This window comes from Mediterraneibacter torques (assembly GCF_044591705.1).
Lineage (GTDB): Bacteria > Bacillota > Clostridia > Lachnospirales > Lachnospiraceae > Mediterraneibacter > Mediterraneibacter torques.
The window spans coordinates 798,294-819,115 of the sequence record NZ_CP172594.1; the positions used below are offsets into that span (position 1 = coordinate 798,294).

At 42.0% G+C, this 20,822-nt stretch carries 15 protein-coding genes and 1 pseudogene; 12 read left to right on the top strand and 4 right to left on the bottom strand.

Going from position 1 to position 20,822, the window contains the following annotated elements:
* Positions 1-7 precede the first annotated feature (7 nt).
* Genes ACH9UM_RS03610 through aroC form a run of 4 tightly spaced genes read right to left on the bottom strand, consistent with a single transcriptional unit; the run spans position 8 to position 4,885 of the window.
* Positions 8-1,894 (bottom strand): extracellular solute-binding protein, encoded by a 1,887-nt coding sequence (locus ACH9UM_RS03610; protein ID WP_009242593.1) that lies wholly within the window; start codon positions 1,892-1,894, stop codon positions 8-10.
* Positions 1,891-2,706 (bottom strand): ABC transporter permease, encoded by an 816-nt coding sequence (locus ACH9UM_RS03615; RefSeq protein ID WP_009242594.1) that lies wholly within the window; start codon positions 2,704-2,706, stop codon positions 1,891-1,893. The genes ACH9UM_RS03610 and ACH9UM_RS03615 overlap by 4 nt, the downstream gene beginning before the upstream one ends.
* On the bottom strand, positions 2,696-3,769 hold the full coding sequence (locus ACH9UM_RS03620; RefSeq protein ID WP_004846225.1) for an ABC transporter ATP-binding protein: 1,074 nt from the start codon (positions 3,767-3,769) through the stop codon (positions 2,696-2,698). The genes ACH9UM_RS03615 and ACH9UM_RS03620 overlap by 11 nt, the downstream gene beginning before the upstream one ends.
* Before the next feature lie 9 nt (positions 3,770-3,778).
* Positions 3,779-4,885 (bottom strand): chorismate synthase, encoded by a 1,107-nt coding sequence (aroC, locus tag ACH9UM_RS03625; protein WP_004846224.1) that lies wholly within the window; start codon positions 4,883-4,885, stop codon positions 3,779-3,781.
* A 170-nt stretch (positions 4,886-5,055) separates the two neighbouring features.
* Here aroC and ACH9UM_RS03630 point away from each other — a divergent pair.
* From ACH9UM_RS03630 to ACH9UM_RS03685, 12 genes and pseudogenes are all read left to right on the top strand, one after another.
* A pseudogene (locus ACH9UM_RS03630) lies at positions 5,056-6,442 on the top strand (transposase).
* Positions 6,443-7,080: 638 nt separating this feature from the next.
* On the top strand, positions 7,081-8,490 hold the full coding sequence (locus ACH9UM_RS03635) for a peptidoglycan binding domain-containing protein (protein ID WP_004846222.1): 1,410 nt from the start codon (positions 7,081-7,083) through the stop codon (positions 8,488-8,490).
* 55 nt (positions 8,491-8,545) lie between these two features.
* Positions 8,546-9,670: a tRNA guanosine(34) transglycosylase Tgt gene (gene tgt, locus ACH9UM_RS03640; RefSeq protein WP_004846221.1), complete on the top strand. Its 1,125-nt coding sequence runs from the start codon at positions 8,546-8,548 to the stop codon at positions 9,668-9,670.
* Positions 9,671-9,800: 130 nt separating this feature from the next.
* Complete coding sequence (yajC, locus tag ACH9UM_RS03645; RefSeq protein ID WP_004846220.1) at positions 9,801-10,079, top strand: preprotein translocase subunit YajC; 279 nt, start codon at positions 9,801-9,803, stop codon at positions 10,077-10,079.
* A 209-nt stretch (positions 10,080-10,288) separates the two neighbouring features.
* The gene (leuB, locus tag ACH9UM_RS03650) at positions 10,289-11,371 is read left to right on the top strand and encodes a 3-isopropylmalate dehydrogenase (RefSeq protein ID WP_004846219.1); all 1,083 of its coding nucleotides are present in this window, start codon (positions 10,289-10,291) and stop codon (positions 11,369-11,371) included.
* A gap of 24 nt (positions 11,372-11,395) precedes the next feature.
* Positions 11,396-13,069, top strand: coding sequence for a dihydroxy-acid dehydratase (gene ilvD, locus ACH9UM_RS03655; protein ID WP_004846218.1), 1,674 nt, complete (start codon positions 11,396-11,398; stop codon positions 13,067-13,069).
* A 57-nt stretch (positions 13,070-13,126) separates the two neighbouring features.
* Complete coding sequence (gene ilvB, locus ACH9UM_RS03660) at positions 13,127-14,812, top strand: biosynthetic-type acetolactate synthase large subunit (protein ID WP_004846216.1); 1,686 nt, start codon at positions 13,127-13,129, stop codon at positions 14,810-14,812.
* A 68-nt stretch (positions 14,813-14,880) separates the two neighbouring features.
* Positions 14,881-15,963: a 3-phosphoserine/phosphohydroxythreonine transaminase gene (serC, locus tag ACH9UM_RS03665; protein ID WP_009242596.1), complete on the top strand. Its 1,083-nt coding sequence runs from the start codon at positions 14,881-14,883 to the stop codon at positions 15,961-15,963.
* Positions 15,964-15,965: 2 nt separating this feature from the next.
* Entirely contained in the window at positions 15,966-17,129 is a 1,164-nt protein-coding gene (locus ACH9UM_RS03670) for a phosphoglycerate dehydrogenase (protein WP_004846214.1), read from the top strand.
* Between the two features lie 308 nt (positions 17,130-17,437).
* Complete coding sequence (locus tag ACH9UM_RS03675) at positions 17,438-18,826, top strand: 2-isopropylmalate synthase (protein ID WP_400091988.1); 1,389 nt, start codon at positions 17,438-17,440, stop codon at positions 18,824-18,826.
* 21 nt (positions 18,827-18,847) lie between these two features.
* A complete protein-coding gene (locus tag ACH9UM_RS03680; RefSeq protein WP_004846212.1) occupies positions 18,848-19,504 on the top strand; it encodes a GntR family transcriptional regulator in 657 nt (218 codons plus the stop codon).
* A gap of 98 nt (positions 19,505-19,602) precedes the next feature.
* Positions 19,603-20,799, top strand: a complete 1,197-nt coding sequence (locus tag ACH9UM_RS03685) for an NADP-dependent isocitrate dehydrogenase (protein WP_400091991.1) — start codon at positions 19,603-19,605, stop codon at positions 20,797-20,799.
* Positions 20,800-20,822 lie beyond the last annotated feature (23 nt).

Genomic DNA, 20,822 nt, shown 5'->3' on the forward strand with positions numbered 1-20,822 from the left:
TGGCGGATCATTTTGATTTTATTTCCCGCCACAGTTGATTATAGATGATTTCGTTTTCGTCTCCGAGGAAATTAAACGTCTCGCAATTTTTAAGTTGGGAGATATCGGGGAATGCAATGTTGCTTTCGCGCATTGATTCGTCTTCAATCAGTTCTCTTCCTGCTGAGTTGGGAATAGAATATGTAATATAATCAAAATTCATTTTTGCAATATCAGGACGGCAGAGGTAGTTGATAAACGCCTCTGCGTTCTTTTTGTTTTGTGCATTTTTCGGAATGACGAGAGCGTCAATCCACAAGTTCGATCCCTCTTTCGGAATCACATACTCCAGATCGGGATTTTCCTTTTGGCAATAAAGTGCTTCTCCCGAATAAATAACGCCGAGTGCAGCTTCGTTTCCGATCATTTTATCCCGAACCTGATCGATGACATAGGCCTGAACAAGAGGTTTTTGTTTGATGAGAAGCTTTTTGGCGGCTTCTAATTCATCAAGATCTGTTGAGTTCAAAGAATATCCGAGTGATTTTAAAGCAACGGCAAAAGCGTCTCTTACACTGTCTTGCATGAGGATGCTGTCCGTATACTTTTCATCCCATAAAATATTCCAGCTGTCTACAGGTTCGTCCACCATTTTCTTGTTATAAAGTATTCCGACCGTTCCCCAAAGATACGGAACGGAGTATTTGTTTTCCGGGTCATATTGTTTTGACATTTCCATATAAATATCATCAATATATTTTAAATTCGGTACATTTTCATAATTAATCTCGGCAAGCAGATCGTTTTCGATCATTCTTTGCACCATATAGTCAGAAGGACAGACGACGTCATAAGCAATCGCGCCGGACTGCACTTTCGGGTACATGATTTCATTTGTTTCATATTCTTCATATACAACGTCGATTCCGGTCTCGTCTTCAAACATCGTAATAATTTCAGGATCAATATAGTCTCCCCAGTTGTATACAATGACTTTTTCGCCGGACATATTTCCGGAGGAAGAACCATATACGAACCCGCCGATAACGATGACAAGCATGATTGCGGCAGGAGCGAAACGATGAAAGAAAAATCTGCTGAATTTGCGGAATTTTCCGGCAGGCGCATGAACGGCAGCTTTTTTGACCTTCGGATCGTCTGGGGTCATATTGACAAGAAAAAGCAGAATGAGAACCGTCAGAAACATGATTGTGGACAGTGCGTACATTTCCGGTTTGATTCCCTTTCTGACTTCACTGTATATTTTTGTAGACAGTGTATCTATTCCGGGTCCTTTTGTGAAGTGGGTGATTACAAAATCATCCAGCGACATAGTAAATGCCAGCAGAAATCCTGAAAAAATTCCGGGCATGATATCCGGCAGAACGACCTTTCTGAACGCATAAGAAGGAGATGCGCCGAGGTCAAGCGCCGCTTCATAAGTGCGTTTGCTCGTCTGTTTTAATTTAGGCATGACACTTAGGATAACATAGGGGATATTAAATGTAATATGTGCTAGCAATATTGTGGAAAATCCAAGTGTAAACCGACATGCAATGAAAAGGAGCATGAGAGAAATTCCTGTTACAATATCGGCGTTGAGCATCGGAATATTTGTGACTCCGAGAAGTAATGTACGTGCTTTTGTACGCATTGCCTGGATGCCGAGGGCGGCGGCAGTTCCGATCAAAGTTGCGATCAGAGCGGAAAGAAAGGCGATGATAAGTGTTGTATAAAGCGCATTCATGATGTCTTTGTTTTGAAAAAGCTGTAAATACCATTTTCCTGTAAAACCGTTCCATTTGGAACGTGTTTTTGTATTGTTAAAAGAAAGAACCATCAAAGTGATAATGGGAGCGTATAACAATACAAAGATCAGGAAAAGGTAGATTTTTTTTGCGGTTGATTTGATCAAAATGTATTTCCCTCCCCGTTTTTATCGTATTTGGCAATCAGAGCCATGCTTGCAATGATGAACAACATCAAAACAAGAGAAAGCCCGGAACCGACATTCCAGTTGCTTCCTTGTTTAAATTCCTGCTCTATAACATTTCCGATCAGAAGGATCTTGCTTCCTCCGAGAAGATCAGATATTACAAATGTCGTAAGAGACGGTACAAATACCATTGTGATGCCGCTGATGATTCCGGGAATACTAAGCGGCATTATGATCTTAAAAAATGTCTGCGCAGTGTTCGCACCGAGATCTCTGGCAGCGTGGATAACATCTTTATCAATCTTAGACAGCACATTGTAGATCGGAAGTACCATAAAAGGAAGAAAATTGTATACCATTCCGAGAACAATGGCAGATGGAGTATTGATGATCGACTGCTCCGGAAGATGGAGGAAATTAAGTATGCTGTTAATGACTCCGTTTTTTTCCAAAAGTGTCTGCCACGCTAATGTCCGAAGAAGAAAATTCATCCACATCGGAAGAATGAATATCAGTACGATAAAACTTGTCTGATTCATATTTTTCTCGGCAAGAATCATAGCCAGTGGATAGGCGAGGACTAAGCAGATTAAAGTGCTGATAAACGACAGTAAAAGAGCCAGTCCGAGCGCTTTTAAATTTTCGGGAGTTGTCATCTGGGAAAGATTATTCAGAGTAAAACTCCCGTTTTTGTCTGTGAGTCCATAGTACAAGATCATGAGCAGAGGAATAATGATAAAAGACATTGCCCAGAATAAATATGGACCTGCGAGTATTTTTCTATTCTTCAATCGGAACAGCCTCCTCATCTTCGGATTCCGGTTTTTTCATGATCTGGATATCAAAAGGATCGACTTTTACTCCGACTTCTGTTCCAACCGGGAACATATCGGTGCTATGAACAAGAAGCTCATAATTGTTTGCGAGAACTTCCATTTCATAGTGAACCCCTTTGAAGATCAGATTTGTGACAACTCCGTTGATAACTCCTTCTCCAGGAGCAACAAGATCAATGTCCTCAGGTCGGATTACAGCATCTACCGGTTTATTATGACCAAATCCGACGTCTACACAGTTCCAGACAGCTCCGAGTATCTTTACGACTTTATCTTCTACCATCGTAGCAGGCAGAATATTACTGTCACCGATAAAATCTGCGACAAAAGCATTTTGCGGTTCATTGTAAATGTCCTCCGGCGTACCGATCTGTTGGATATAGCCTTGATTCATAACAACGATCGTATCAGACATTGTAAGCGCTTCTTCCTGATCGTGAGTAACGTAAACAAAGGTGATGCCGAGTTCGTTTTTCAGACGGATCAGTTCGTACTGCATATCTTGGCGAAGCTTCAGATCAAGAGCTCCGAGCGGTTCGTCTAAAAGGAGCACTTTGGGTTCATTTACGATCGCCCGCGCAATGGCTATACGCTGTTGTTGTCCGCCGCTTAATGAGTCCGGTGACCGGTCTTCAAAACCTTCCAAATTGACAAGTTTTAAAGCATAGCGGATTTTATCTTTAATGTAAGCTTTTGATTTCCCTTTGATCTTTAAGCCGAACGCAATGTTGTCAGCGATTGTCATGTGGGAAAAAAGAGCATATTTTTGGAAAACGGTGTTTAGCTGCCGGCGGTTTGGCGGAATGTCATTAATATTTTTTCCATCAAAAATGATCTTTCCGGAATCAGGTGTTTCAAAACCACCTAAAATTCTCAGCAGTGTTGTTTTCCCGCACCCACTTGGTCCGAGCAAAGTCAAAAATTCGTTTTCCCGTATATAAAGATTCAGTTGGTCTAAAATGACAGAATCCCCATAAGATTTTGTAATATCGACAATATCGATCAATCGGTTAGACATAGCGGCCTCCTAAATTTCTTTTGTATAGATTTGTTTTAAATGATCCATCTTCGCTGTCATATTCTGCAGAAGAAGATCGGTAAGCGTGATCGCGGTCATAGCTTCTACAACAACGACTGCGCGGGGAACGATTACAGGGTCGTGTCTTCCGTGGATGACGATTTCGGTATTCTCATGCGCTGTATTTATCGTCTCCTGCGGTATTGCGATAGAGGATGTCGGTTTTACTGCTGCCCGGACGATCAGTCGGGAGCCGTCGCTCATGCCTCCAAGCGTACCTCCGGAATGATTTGTCTTCTTATGTACTTCTCCATTTTCAACATAGAAAGGATCGTTATTTTTTGAGCCGACAGAAGAGGCTGCCTGAAACCCATCTCCGATTTCTACGCCTTTAACAGCGCCGATCGACATGACAGCTTGTGCGAGAAGCGCGTCCAGCTTGTCAAAGACCGGTTCTCCTAAGCCGACAGGCAGTCCGTCTGCAATACATTCGATAACTCCGCCGCAGGAATTAGTTTCTTTCATTAAAGAAGTAATGTACTGTCCAGCCTGCTCGGCGATATTGTTGTTTGGCATATAAAGACTGTTCTGGCTGATCTCGGAGTAGTTATATTCTGTTTCATTTATTACGTAAGGACCGATTGCCTTCGTGTAAGCACAAAGAGAAATTCCGAGTTCGTTTAAGATTTTAGAGGCAATCGCGCCTGCTGCGACACGGCCGATTGTTTCCCGACCGGAAGAACGCCCGCCTCCTCTGTAATCGCGGATGCCGTATTTTTCCGTAAAAGGATAATCCGCATGCCCCGGACGAAACATAGAAACAATGTTTCCATAATCTCGGGAACGTTGGTCTTTATTACGTACGAGAAGAGAAATCGGTGTTCCGGTCGTTTTGCCTTCAAAGATTCCCGAGAGAATCTCGACAGTATCTTCCTCGCTGCGTCTCGTTGTAAATTTACTCTGACCGGGTTTTCGGCGGTCAAGAAATATCTGAATATCTTCTTCATTTAGAGAAATTCCGGAAGGGCATCCGTCGATCACGACGCCGATGCCGGATCCGTGAGATTCTCCCCAAGTCGTGATGCGAAATATTTTACCAAAAGTTGAGCCACTCATAAAATGATCTCCTTTCAAAATTCTGTTATATTAGGTGTTTGCGAAACGCCACAAGCCGCATAAATACGGCATTTTAACTTTTATAAAACAAAACATCTCCTCAACGGATTGTGGTAAAATAGAGTTGCCTAGAAACTATAAACCAACCACCCGAAAGGAGATGTACCTATATGATACCATATAAGCAGCTCGCTTTGGCAGAAGTTTTTGAAGATTGCCAAAATAAATTCGATAATGACAAATATCAGTTTCTTTCTCTACTTGACCAAACCATTAATCTTGATGAAATTGTTCCTGTTTCTTTTGTTACTCATTTTCACGCTTCTACAGGAAGACCTCGTAAGCATCCACTTTATCCTATGATTAAGGCTCTCCTTATTCAGCGCATTTTCTCAATCCCGACAGATACTCTTCTGATTATATTTTTAAAATATTCTCAGGAACTACGGGATTTCTGTGGCTTCCGTGTTGTTCCTGATGCCTCAAAATTTACCCGCTTTAAACAGGACTTTCTTATGGACTTACAATCGATGTTCGATCACTTAGTTGATATCACTGAACCGATCTGCCAACGTATTGATTCTAACCTTGCTTCCATGAGTATCTTTGATACTTCTGGAATTGAGGCATGGGTAACAGAAAATAATCCGAAATACGCAAACCGTATCATAAAACAGTTAAAGGCCTTTGCAAAGGCTCACAACTTTGATAAAAACTTTGATCCTTACAAAGCTGCTTACGGCTCAATGCCTGCACACGCTACTGCTAACCCAGCTATCCAACAGATGTACATCAACGGACATTTCTGCTATGCCTATAAGTTTGGTATTGTCACTAATGGTCTTGGTATTGTTCGCGATATTACCTTCTACAATAAAGATTTCCTAAATGCTCATCCTAATATCATTGTTGAAAAGAAATCCGATTCACCAGATGAAGATAAATCACTTGCGGACTCTAAGGCACTGCTCCCTGTTTTGATTGATTTCTTTCAGAAGCATCCTTTGATCAACCCTAAAACTTTTCTAGGCGATGCCGCTTTTGATACCATTGAAATCTACAAAGCCCTTTTGGATGATCTTGGCTTTGAAAAAGCATTTATTCCACTCCGGACAAAACTATCAATGGAAGAAAATGGCTACACCTTCAACGAAAATGGTGTTCCTTGCTGTCCGCATGATTCCACACTTCCTATGAAACGGGAAGGGAGTAAATCTCATCTGAGAAGCAAACTTCCCAGCATGAAGTTTGTATGCCCTAAAATGAAATGGGAATACAACCGTGAAACCAAAACGAAACGCCGTGTCTGCCGCTGTGAGAACCCCTGTACCACATCTTCCTGTGGAAGAATGATTTACATTTACCCCGAAAAGAATCTGCGTGCCTATCCCGGTGTGGAACGTGGTTCCGTAGAATGGGATGAGACCTATAAAATCCGTGTAAACGTTGAAAAATCAATCAACCATTTTAAAGACAGTTTCTGTATTGCCGGTCGTAAAACCCAAAATGAGAAAACACTACATGCAGATTTGTTGCTTGCAGGAATTTCTCAGTTAATAACTGTCATGGTTGCTGATAAAATTCACCAGCATCAATACATACGAAGTTTAAAACCACTCATAGCATAGGACTTACCAACTTCATAAGCCCATGAGGTTTATTTGTTGTGCCAAGAAATGAACGATTTTCACTTCCTATCCCAAGAATCCTGCATGACAGGAGCCTTCGCCTGTTTTCAGTCAGGATTGCGGACTTGTTTCGCAATTACCTATTCTGTTATATGTAAAGTTCTGTCGAAAAGCAGAATTACAAAAGTCATTATATAGGAAGAAAGGAGCAGTTACAAGCAAGGTCTTAATTTTTCTTAAAATAAAACAATATACTGTACTTTTTTTTACAATCGTAATATAATGTTGCCGTGATATTGAAAAAGGGAGAGAGATGATTAACGGATGAGTGAAAAGAAAAATAAATCCTTACGCCGGCAAGAAGACGTACGGCTTTTAGATGAAGAAGTGTTTGAAGAATTTGAAGATGAGGAAGATTTTTCGGAGAGTGACAACTTCAGCGCGGACGACAGCTTTGACGATGATGATATTGATGACGATGAGCTGTATGAAGATGAAGATGAAGAGGGAAAAAAGAAAAAAAAGAAAGTGCTCCGAAGAAGGGGAAAAAGACGTCGGCAGAAAAAGATGAAAGAAAATAAAGGAAAGCGGAGTAAAAAAGCGTGGATCATTGGAGGAAGCATCATAGGCGGACTGCTCGTGATATACCTTGGTATTTCGGCGTTTTTTATCAGTCATTTCTATATTAATACAACAATTAACGGAAAAGACTTTTCGGGGAAAACAGAATCGGATGTCGTAGCATATATGAAAGACCAAGTGGAAGGGTATTCTTTGAAGATTATAGAAGCTGATAATAAGACGGACGAGATTAATGGAGAGGCAATTTCAATGACGTATAAAAAAGATGATAGTGTAAAAGACGCATTGAAAAATCAGAATCCTCTTCTGTGGATACGAGCGCTTTTTTCAAAATCCAGCGCAGAAGTGACGATCAACGTTGATTATAATGAGGATGCACTGAGTAAAGCAATCGGGTCGATTCAGGCAGTGAAAGCAGAGCAGACGGAACCGGTATCTGCATATCCTAAATTTGACGGTGAATCATTCAAAGTAGAGCCGGAAGTGTATGGAAGTGCGGTAGATATGGAAATTTTGACTAAAAAGATCAAAGAGTATATTACCAATTTTGAACCGGAATTAAATCTTCTGAATGAAAAATGCTATAAAGTACCTAAATATACAACGGAATCAAAAGAAGTTCAAAAAGCGTGTGACGATATGAATAAATATTGTCAGGCAAGTATTACCTATCCGATGAAAGAAAATGTAGTTGTAGACAAAGCTCTTATTTCGACATGGGTTTCGGCGGATGCTGATATGAATGTAACATTCAATGAAGAAGCTGTCCGGGCATGGATGAGAGATTTCGGAAAAACTTATGATACAGTCGGAACAACGAGAACGATCACTTCTCCGACAGGAAAGACAGTGGAAGTATCAGGAGGTACTTACGGCTGGTCGATCGACGAAGAGGCAGAAACGCAGAATTTGATCGCAAGTATTAAAAACGGAGAAGTTGTGACAAGAGAACCTGCATATGAAAAGACAGCGGCATCTCATGCGGCACAAGACTGGGGAACGACGTACCTTGAGGTGGACCTTTCCGCACAGCATATGTGGTATATTGTAAACGGGGCGATCGCACTGGAGACAGATGTTGTTACAGGCCTTCCCGATGCGAAGCATGCGACTCCGGCAGGTGTATATTCGATTCTTTATACAGAACCGGATTCAAAATTAATCGGTGAAAAAGATCCGGAAACAGGGAAACCGATTTACGAAACGTATGTCCGCTACTGGATGCCGTTTACTTATCAAGGACATGGCTTTCATGATGCAGACTGGCAGACAGCATTCGGCGGTTCGAGATATCAGTCATATGGTTCTCACGGCTGTGTTAATATGCCGGTAGATCAGGCGGGAGCTTTATTTAATATGCTTAGCGCGGGAACGCCGGTTGTTCTTCATTATTAATGTAAATGATAAGACTTAGAATTTATTGAAAAACAGAAAATCAGAGGTTATATACATGTACGAATTGCTAAAAAAAGACGGTATGGCAAAAAGAGGGAGGTTCCATACGGTACACGGAACGATCGAGACGCCGGTTTTTATGAACGTAGGAACGGCGGCGGCAATTAAGGGAGCCGTATCAACAGATGATCTCCGTCAGATTAAAACGCAGGTTGAACTGTCAAATACATATCACCTTCATGTCAGACCGGGGGATGAAATCGTGAAAAAAATGGGCGGTCTGCATCGCTTTATGAATTGGGATAAGCCGATTCTCACGGACTCAGGCGGATTTCAAGTGTTTTCACTTGCATCATTGCGCAAGATTAAAGAAGAAGGAGTTCATTTTCACTCTCATATAGACGGACGTAAAATCTTTATGGGTCCGGAAGAAAGTATGCAGATTCAGTCTAATCTTGCGTCTACGATCGCGATGGCGTTTGACGAATGTCCCTCAAGCGTAGCGGACAGAGAGTATATGGTCCATTCGGTGGCGAGAACGACAAGATGGCTGAAACGATGTAAAGCGGAAATGAACAGGCTGAATTCTTTGGAAGATACGATTAATCATAACCAGATGCTTTTTGGTATTAATCAAGGCGGAATCTATGAAGATATCCGCGTGGAGCACGCACGACAGATCGCGGAGCTTGATTTGGACGGTTATGCGGTAGGCGGTCTTGCAGTAGGAGAGAGTCATGAAGATATGTACCGTATTCTGGAGGCGGTTGTTCCTCATCTTCCTGAAAATAAGCCGACCTATTTGATGGGAGTGGGAACTCCGGCGAATATTTTGGAGGCGGTAGACAGAGGAGTGGACTTTTTTGACTGCGTATACCCGAGCAGAAACGGGCGGCACGGGCATGTTTATACAAATCATGGAAAAATGAACTTATTCAATGCAAAGTATGAGTTAGATGACCGTCCAATCGAAGAAGGATGCGGATGTCCGGCATGCAGAAGTTATAGCAGAGCATATATCCGTCACCTGTTAAAAGCAAAAGAAATGCTCGGGATGCGTCTTTGCGTTCTTCATAACCTGTATTTTTATAATACGATGATGGAAGAAATCAGAGAAGCGATTGAAGCGGGAGAGTATAAGGCTTATAAAAAGAGAAAACTGGAAGGTATGATGCAATAACCGGATAAGCTTCTCAAAATTATGTTTATTTCAAGTTACTTCAGTATTTTGAAAAATATCCTTGAAGTATGGAAGAAAGTTGTGTATAGTAGTCTTATTGCGTTAGGAAAGTTAGGAGGAAATTATAATCATGGGTGAAATGGTAACAATGCTTGTTCTTTGGCTTGTAGTTATCGGTGTAATGTGGTTTTTGCTTATGCGTCCACAGAAAAAAGAACAGAAACGTATCCAGCAGATGCTGGCTTCTATGGAGGTCGGAGACACAGCTCTGACGACAAGCGGTTTTTACGGAGTCATCATTGATATTACAGATGAAGATGTGATTGTAGAGTTCGGAAATAATAAAAACTGTCGTATTCCGATGCAGAAAGCTGCGATTGCTCAGATTGAAAAACCGAATGCAGATTGATTTTAAGTCAATTATTTTGCATTATGAGATCAGGGAGAATTTTGAAATATTTTCAAAATTCTCCCTGATTTTTTCAAATTCATCACTTTAGCGCGTGAATTTGAAAAAATCACAGAGTACACTCTAATTTTTAGACGCAAATACTTGAAACGTGTATAAAAATGCTGTATTATAAACAGTAACATTTTAGTTTGGAGGGACGGGAAATTATGGATATGAACATCGGTGTGATCAAAGGCGACGGAATCGGTCCGGAGATTGTAGATGAGGCGATGAAAGTGCTCGATAAAACGGCAGAAGTTTACGGGCATCAGATAGAATATACTCAGCTTTTGATGGGAGGAGCATCCATTGATGTAAACGGAGTGCCTCTTACGGAAGAAACATTGGAACAGGCGAAAAAAAGTGATGCCGTATTGATGGGATCGATAGGAGGAGATGCAAAGACATCGCCATGGTATCGTCTGGAACCGTCTAAACGTCCGGAGGCGGGGCTTTTACAGCTTAGAAAGGGGTTAAACCTTTTTGCAAATCTGCGCCCGGCAGTTCTTTACAGTGAATTAAAAGGAGCCTGCCCGCTCAAAGAGGAGATTGCAGAACAAGGTTTTGATATGATGATCATGCGGGAGCTGACAGGCGGACTCTATTTCGGAAAAAGAAGTACGGAAGAAGAAGACGGAGTTCTCGTTGCAAGAGATGAGCTTACATATAGTGAAACGGAGATAAGGCGAATTGCGAAGCGCGGATTTGACATTGCGATGAAACGTCGGAAAAAAGTGACAAGCGTTGATAAGGCGAATGTATTGGATTCTTCAAGATTATGGAGAAAAATTGTTGAAGAAGTTGCGAAAGAATATCCGGAAGTAACGCTTGAACATATGTTAGTGGATAATGCGGCTATGCAGCTTGTGAAGGATCCGGCACAATTTGATGTAATATTAACGGAAAATATGTTTGGTGACATTTTATCTGATGAGGCGAGTATGGTGACCGGCTCAATCGGAATGCTTGCAAGCGCAAGTTTAAACGATACAAAGTTCGGCCTTTACGAACCGAGCGGAGGTTCGGCTCCCGACATTGCGGGAAAAGGAATCGCAAATCCGATTGCTACAATTTTATCGGCGGCGATGATGCTTAGATATTCGTTTGATCTCGATCAAGAAGCAGATGCGATTGAGGCGGCGGTAGAGAAAGTACTCGAGGAAGGATACCGGACGATTGATATTATGTCAGAAGGAATGACGCAGATCGGAACAAAAGAGATGGGAGAACGAATCTGTTCTTATATATAAAACGTGAAAGAGAGGCATAGGATAATGAGAAGCGATACAGTGAAAAAAGGGGTGCAGCAGGCGCCGCACCGTTCTTTATTTAATGCGCTTGGAATGACGCAGGAGGAGTTAGACAGACCGCTGATCGGAGTTGTAAGCTCTTATAATGAGATTGTTCCCGGGCATATGAATCTTGATAAAATTACAGAAGCGGTAAAAATGGGAGTTGCAATGGCAGGAGGAACACCGATTATGGTTCCGGCTATTGCTGTTTGCGACGGTATTGCGATGGGACATATCGGCATGAAATATTCTCTTGTTACGAGAGATCTTATCGCAGATTCAACAGAGGCGCTTGCAATGGCACATCAGTTTGACGGTCTTGTTATGATTCCGAACTGTGATAAAAATGTGCCGGGACTTCTTATGGCTGCTGCGCGTGTCAATATACCTACGATCTTTGTGAGCGGAGGACCGATGCTTGCAGGACATGTAAAAGGGCAAAAGACAAGTTTGTCAAGCATGTTTGAAGCGGTCGGATCTTATGCGGCAGGCAAAATGAACGATGAAGAAATTTATGAATTTGAAAATAAAGCATGTCCGACGTGCGGTTCGTGTTCCGGAATGTATACAGCCAATAGCATGAATTGTCTGACAGAAGCATTGGGAATGGGACTTCGTGGAAACGGAACGATTCCCGCGGTATATTCTGCGAGACTTCAGCTTGCAAAACATGCGGGAATGCAGATTATGGAGCTTGTGAGAAACAATATCCGACCTAGAGATATTATGACGGAAGATGCGATTTTGAACGCTCTTACAGTCGATATGGCTCTTGGATGTTCGACAAACAGTATGCTTCATCTTCCGGCAATCGCACATGAGATAGGAATGGATTTTGAGATTGATTTTGCGAACGGAATCAGTGAGAAGACGCCGAACCTTTGTCATCTTGCTCCGGCAGGCCATACATATATCGAAGACCTTAATGAGGCAGGCGGAGTCTATGCGGTTATGAATGAGCTGAATAAAAAAGGACTTCTTCATACAGATTGTCTGACAGTAACCGGCAAGACAGTTGGGGAGAACATTGCGGGATGCGAAAATAAAAATCCCGATGTAATTCGTCCGATCGATCATCCATACAGTGAAACAGGTGGATTGGCTGTGTTAAAAGGAAATCTTGCACCTGACGGAAGCGTTGTAAAACGATCTGCTGTCTGCGATGAGATGCTTGTACATGAAGGTCCTGCCCGTATTTTTGAAAGTGATGAAGAGGCAACGGAAGCAATCAAAACAGGAAAGATCAATCCGGGGGATGTGATCGTGATCCGTTATGAAGGACCGAAAGGCGGTCCGGGAATGCGGGAGATGCTCAATCCGACTTCGGCGATTGCAGGATACGGACTCGGCTCGGAAGTAGCGCTTATTACAGACGGACGTTTCAGCGGCGCGTCAAGAGGCGCATCTATCGGTCATGTTTCTCCGGAAGCGGCGGTGGGAGGACCGATCGCTCTTGTAGAAGAGGGAGACATTATACAGATTGATATTCCGAATTTATCTTTGAATCTGGCAGTTTCAGAAGAAGAACTGAAGAAGAGAAGAGAAAAATGGCAGCCGAGAGAACCGAAAGTAAAGACCGGATATCTGGCAAGATATGCGTCTATGGTCACATCCGGAAACAGAGGTGCGATTCTGGAAATACCGAAAGAAAAATAAGAGCGCGGTTACAGGCTGTGCGGATAAGAGATACAGGATGTTTAAAGGAGTTATGGCATGCAGTTAAATGGAGCAGAAATTGTAATAGAATGTTTGAAAGAACAAGGAGTAGACACGGTTTTCGGCTATCCGGGCGGTGCGATTCTCAATGTATATGATGAATTGTACAAACATCGGGATGAAATCAGGCACATCCTTACCTCCCATGAACAAGGGGCTTCTCATGCGGCTGACGGATATGCGAGAGCAACGGGAAAAGTCGGCGTCTGCCTTGCTACGAGCGGACCGGGGGCGACGAATCTTGTTACCGGAATTGCAACGGCATATATGGATTCAATTCCTATTGTGGCAATCACCTGCAATGTAGGGGTATCACTTCTTGGAAAAGACAGTTTTCAGGAAATAGATATAGCGGGAATTACAATGCCGATTACGAAATATAGTTTTATTGTAAAAGATGTGACAAAATTGGCGGATACTATCCGTAAGGCATTTCGGATTGCAAAGACAGGACGTCCCGGGCCGGTGCTTGTCGATATACCGAAAGATATTACGGCTAAAGTAACGGAATATATTCCGGAAGAATTGGGAAAATGCACAAAGGAAGATTCCTCGAGAAAAACTCCGAGGATGGATGAACAACGGTTTGACCGGGTGATTTCTATGTTGGAAGAAGCAGAAAAACCGTTTGTTTTCGTCGGAGGCGGAGCGGTTCTTTCAGGGGCGAGTCAAGAATTAAAAGAGTTTGTTGACAAGCTGGATGCTCCGGTTACGGATTCTCTTATGGGCAAAGGCGCTTTTCCGGGAACAGATCCGCGGTATACAGGTATGCTTGGCATGCATGGAACGAAAGCGTCCAATTTCGGAGTAAGTGAATGTGACCTCTTGGTTGTTATGGGGGCAAGGTTCAGTGATCGTGTGACGGGGAATACAGAAAAATTTGCAAAAAATGCAAAAATTATACAGTTAGATATCGATCCGGTTGAAATTAATAAAAACGTTTTGATTACGGAAGAAATCATCGGCGATCTAAAAGATGTTTTAAAGACGCTTAATAAGCGTTTAAAACAGCAGAATCATGCAGAATGGCTTGAAAAAATACAAGGGTATAAAGAAAAATATCCTCTGAAATATCATCCGAATGTATTATCGGGACCGTTTCTTGTAGAAGAGATCTATCGTCAGACAAACGGTGAAGCGCTCATTGTTACGGAAGTGGGACAGCATCAGATGTGGGCTGCACAGTATTATAAATATACAAAACCGAGAACCCTTCTTACGTCAGGCGGACTTGGAACGATGGGATATGGTCTTGGAGCGGCGCTTGGCGCAAAGACAGGATGTCCGGATAAAATCGTAGTAAATATTGCGGGAGACGGATGTTTCCGAATGAATATGAATGAGATTGCGACTGCAGTCCGGCACAATATTCCGATTATACAAGTTGTAGTGAATAATCATGTGCTTGGGATGGTTCGTCAATGGCAGGATCTCTTTTATGATGAGAGGTATTCGGCTACCGTGCTCAGAGATGCAGTTGATTTTGTGAAACTTGCAGAAGCTATGGGAGCAGAAGGAATGCGGGCTGTGTCGCAGGAAGAATTTAAGGAGGCGTTCTCTAAAGCGCTGACATTGAATCGTCCGGTTGTGATTGACTGCCAGATAGACAGTGATGATAAAGTGTGGCCTATGGTAGCGCCCGGGGCCGCAATCAGTGAAGCGTTTGACGAAGATGACATGTAAAAGTCTGCATGGGCATATGTGTAATTATAAAAACAAATAAATTAAAAATAAAAACAGGAGGAAGGAAAATGAGCAGAGTATATAACTTTTCAGCAGGACCGGCCGTGCTGCCGGAAGAGGTATTGAAAGAGGCTGCCGCAGAAATGCTTGATTACAACGGAACAGGAATGTCAGTTATGGAGATGAGCCACAGGTCGAAAGCGTTTGAGGAGATCATTAATTCGGCAGAACAGGATTTGAGAGATCTGATGAATATACCGGATAATTATAAGGTGTTGTTCATGCAGGGAGGAGCGTCTCAGCAATTTGCTATGATCCCGATGAATTTTATGAAGAACAGAGTGGCTGATTATATTATTACAGGACAGTGGGCGAAAAAAGCGGCGAAAGAGGCAGAAAAATACGGGAAGGTAAATCGGATTGCGTCTTCGGAAGATCAGACTTTCTCATATATTCCGGATTGTTCCGACCTGCCTGTTTCGGAAGATGCGGATTATGTATACATTTGTGAAAACAATACGATTTACGGAACGAAGTTTAAAGAACTTCCGAACACAAAGGGAAAAACATTGATCGCTGATGTGTCGTCCTGTTTCCTTTCAGAGCCGGTTGATGTAGAAAAATATGGAATGATCTATGGCGGAGTTCAGAAAAATATAGGACCTGCAGGTGTTGTAATTGCGATTATCCGTGAAGATCTCATTACAGAAGATGTGCTTGAAGGAACGCCGACAATGCTTACATATAAGACACATGCTGATGCAAAATCGCTTTATAATACACCTCCGGCATATGGAATTTATATTTGCGGAAAAGTGTTTAAATGGCTGAAAGCACAGGGGGGACTTGCTGCGATCAAAGAGAAAAATGAGAAAAAGGCGAAAGTGCTTTATGATTTCCTTGATCAGAGTAAAATGTTTAAAGGAACAGTTGTCAAAAAAGATCGTTCCCTTATGAATGTTCCGTTTGTAACAGGAGATGCAGATCTTGATGCTAAATTTGTAAAAGAAGCGAAAGAAGCAGGACTTGAGAACTTAAAAGGACACAGATCAGTCGGCGGAATGCGCGCAAGTATTTACAATGCGATGCCGTATGAAGGCGTTGTGGCTCTGGTGGAATTTATGAAAAAATTTGAAGAGGAGAATGCATAATCATGTATAAATATCATTGCTTAAATCCAATTTCGGCAGTAGGACTTGATCAGCTGGATGAAAATTATGTGAATGTGGAGACTGCAAAAGGAGCAGACGCTATTCTTGTGCGAAGCGCAAAGATGCACGAGATGGAGTTTGATAAAAACTTGAAAGTGATCGCCCGTGCGGGCGCAGGTGTGAATAATATACCGCTTGAACGCTGTGCCGAAGAAGGGGTTGTTGTATTCAATACGCCGGGAGCAAACGCAAACGGCGTAAAAGAACTTGTGATTGCGGGAATGCTTTTGGCAGCAAGAGATATTATCGGAGGAATCAACTGGGTTCAGGAATACGAAGAGGATGGCGATATTGCAAAGATCACAGAGAAAAAGAAAAAAGTATTCGCAGGAACAGAACTTGAAGGGAAAAAACTTGGCGTTATAGGTCTTGGCGCGATAGGTGTTCTTGTGGCAAATGCAGCCGTTCATCTTGGAATGGAAGTTTATGGATATGATCCATATGTTTCTGTTGATTCGGCATGGAGATTGTCGCGCAATATTCATCACGCGAAAACAGCAGATGAAATTTATAAAGAGTGTGATTATATTACAGTTCATGTGCCTGCATTGGAAGATACAAAAGGTATGATCAACAAAGACGCTATCAGTCTTATGAAAAAAGGCGTTGTTATTTTGAATTTTGCCAGAGATGTTCTTGTGAATCAGGAAGACATCGTAGACGCGCTTGTATCGGAGAAAGTGCGCTGCTACGTAACGGACTTCCCGACAAAAGAGATAGTCGGTGTCAGAGGCGCGATCGTGATTCCGCATCTTGGTGCATCTACAGAGGAGTCGGAAGATAACTGTGCTAAAATGGCTGCGGCAGAGGTGAAAGATTTTCTCGAGAATGGAAATATCACACATTCTGTAAACTTCCCGGATTGCGATATGGGAGCGAAAGGAGAAGGAGAGAGAATTACAATCCTTCATAAAAATATTCCGAATATGATCGGACAGTTCACCGCTCTTTTGGCTGAAAAGAATATGAATATTGAAGTTATGACAAATAAAAGCCGTAAAGAATACGCATATACGATGCTTGATGTGGATGGAACAGTTTCAGAAGATGTGGAAGCGCAGTTAGCAGCGGTAGAAGGCGTGTTGAAAGTAAGAGTGATCAGATAAGTGAACTCTTACTGTGAAGAGAGTAAAATAAATTAGATATCGTTGAGAAAGAGAGTGTGAATGACAGAACTGTTTGCGCTCTCTTTTTGTATGTAACAGTCCGGCTATACAGTAAGGGTTCGTGAATAGCGCAGGCAGAATTGTTACTTTTGTATAATAAAATACTTTAATGAAGGATTGACATATTTTGTATATTTGTATACAATTATACAAGAATACATATATCTGAGCACGAGGTGCAAGAGTATGTATAGCATACATATATACGTGTATACATATAAAAAGATGCAATCATAGGAGGAAATTTGATGGAAAACAGAAAAGTATTTTTGAATAAGCATACGAACTTGCTTGAATTAGAAGAACATATGTATCCCCTTGTTGATGTGGATACACCGAATGTATTTCGTAATTTGTTTCATTATGATGAGATTCCGAAGATTGCATTTAATGACAGGATTGTACCTCATAATATGCCGGATGAAATATGGATCACAGACACAACATTCAGAGATGGTCAGCAGTCGAGAGCTCCATATACGACTGAACAGATTGTTTCGATTTATGAATATTTGCACAGACTCGGCGGCCCGAAAGGAAAAGTACGGCAGAGCGAATTCTTTTTATACAGTAAAAAAGACAGAGATGCTGTCTATCGCTGCCTGGAAAAAGGGTATGAATTTCCGGAGATTACGAGTTGGATCAGAGCAAGCAAAAAAGATTTTGAGCTTGTGAAGGAGATCGGATTAAAAGAGACGGGGATTCTTGTAAGCTGTTCGGATTATCATATTTTTTATAAGTTGAAAATGACGAGAAAAGAGGCCCTTGAACATTATCTTACTGTAGTTCGTGAGTGTATGGAGACGGGAGTTCGTCCGCGATGTCATCTGGAAGATATTACGAGATCGGATATTTACGGATTTGTGATTCCGTTTTGTATGGAATTAATGAAATTGATGGATGAATATAAAATACCGGTAAAAATCCGTGTTTGTGATACGATGGGATACGGAGTGAATTTTCCGGGAGCTGTAATTCCAAGATCGATTCCGGGAATCATATATGGCTTAATGACTCATGCCGGTGTTCCAAGTGAACTGATCGAATTCCACGGACATAATGATTTTTATAAAGCGGTGAATAATTCAACGACAGCGTGGCTTTACGGGGCGTGCGGTGTAAACTGTTCATTGTTTGGTATCGGGGAAAGAACCGGAAATACTCCCCTTGAGGCAATGGTATTTGAGTATGCGCAGTTTCGCGGAACTTTGGATGGTATGGATACAACTGTGATCACGGAGCTTGCAGAATATTATGAGAAAGAAATCGGATATACTGTACCTTCAAGAACGCCTTTCGTAGGTAAGAATTTTAATGTGACGCGTGCGGGGATTCACGCGGACGGCATGTTGAAAAATGAGGAAATATACAATATTTTTGATACGGATAAATTTTTAAACCGTCCCGCACTGGTGTCGGTTTCCAATACATCCGGAACAGCGGGGATCGCATATTGGATCAATGCGTATTTTAAACTTCTGGAAGAACGGAAAGTTGATAAAAATTCGGAACTGGTACATCGTCTGAAAGAATGGGTTGATAAACAGTATGAGGACGGACGCGTTACGGTCTTGACAGATGAAGAATTAATTGCCAAAATAGAAAGTGTATGTAGGGAACTGCATGTTGTATTGTAGATTATAGTCGGAGGATTTCAGATGGAAGAATATCAGGATCATTCCCTTGGAAGTCGTGTGTTTCAGAAGATAAGGGATAATATTTTAAATGGAACATATAAAGAAAACGACGAACTTAGGGAAACGGCGATAGGGAAAGAATTAGGAGTGAGCCGGACGCCTGTACGGGAGGCTCTTCGTCAGCTTGAGTTGGAAGGGCTTGTGACGATTATTCCGAACAGAGGAGCTTATGTATCGGGTATATCTCATAAAGATATATGGGATATCTATAAGATCCGCTCGATGCTGGAAGGATTGTGCGCCCGCTGGGCGGCAGAACATATTACAGAAGAGCAGCTTGACCAGTTGGAAGAATCGCTTCTTCTTTCAGAGTTTCAAATGAAAAAGGAAAGCGGCTTCAGCACGGAGCAGGTTGCGGCGTTGGATGGTCGTTTTCACGCTGTTCTCTATGAAGCTTCGGGAAGCAGAATGCTGAAACATGTTCTGACGGATTTTCATAATTATGTGCAAAGAGCCAGAAAATCATCGATCGTATCAGAAGAAAGAGCCAGAAAGTCGATACGTGAACACAGACAGATTTTACGTGCGATCAAAGACAGAGATGCAGAGATGGCAGAACAGCTTGCTAATGAGCATATTATTCATGTAATGCAAAATTTGAAAAAGCAGGGATATTAGATTGCAAAAAGTACAGCTACATCGGAAGCTGTATAAGCGGAAGATGTGTTGAATAGATGGGGGCAAAAAGTTCATATATTAAAAAGGAGAAAATAACAATGGGAAAAATCAAAATGACGACACCGCTTGTGGAGATGGACGGAGATGAGATGACAAGAATTCTTTGGAAAATGATCAAAGACGAGCTTCTTATTCCGTATATTGATCTAAAAACAGAATATTATGATCTTGGATTAGAGCATAGAAACGAGACAGACGATCAGGTCACGGTTGATTCTGCAATGGCGACCAAGAAATATAAGGTTGCGGTAAAATGTGCTACAATTACTCCAAATGCAGCGCGCATGGATGAGTATGATTTGAAAGAGATGTGGAAAAGTCCAAACGGTACGATTCGTGCGATTCTTGACGGAACGGTATTTCGTGCTCCGATCGTGGTGAAAGGAATCGAGCCGTGTGTGAAGAATTGGAAGAAACCGATTACGATTGCAAGACATGCATATGGTGATGTATACAAAGGTTCTGAGATGAAAATTCCGGGAGCCGGCAAAGTTGAACTTGTATATACAGCAGAGGACGGAAGCGAGACGAAAGAGCTTGTACATAATTTTGACGGATCGGGTATTGTGCAGGGAATGCATAATATCAACCGTTCGATCGAAAGTTTTGCAAGAAGCTGTTTTTCTTATGCTCTTGATACAAAGCAGGATCTTTGGTTTGCCACAAAAGATACGATTTCCAAAAAGTATGATCATACATTTAAAGATATTTTTCAAGAGATTTATGACGCTGAGTTTGATGAGAAGTTCAAAGAAGCAGGCATTGAGTATTTTTACACGCTTATCGATGATGCGGTTGCCCGTGTAATGAAATCAGAAGGCGGATATATTTGGGCATGCAAAAACTACGACGGAGATGTGATGAGTGATATGGTGTCTTCTGCCTTTGGTTCGTTGGCGATGATGACATCTGTTCTCGTTTCACCGGAAGGATACTATGAATATGAAGCGGCTCACGGAACTGTTCAGCGCCACTACTATAAGCATTTAAAAGGGGAAGAGACATCGACAAACTCAGTGGCAACGATTTTTGCATGGACAGGTGCGCTTAGAAAAAGAGGAGAACTTGACGGCAATACCGAATTGATGGAGTTTGCGGATAAGTTGGAAAAAGCAACGATAGATACGATCGAGGCGGGAGAGATGACAAAAGATCTCGCATTGATCACAACGCTTGAAAATCCGACGGTACTCAACAGCGAGCAGTTTATTAAAGCAATCGCAAAGAGACTGTAATGATTGAAATAACAGAAAAATAA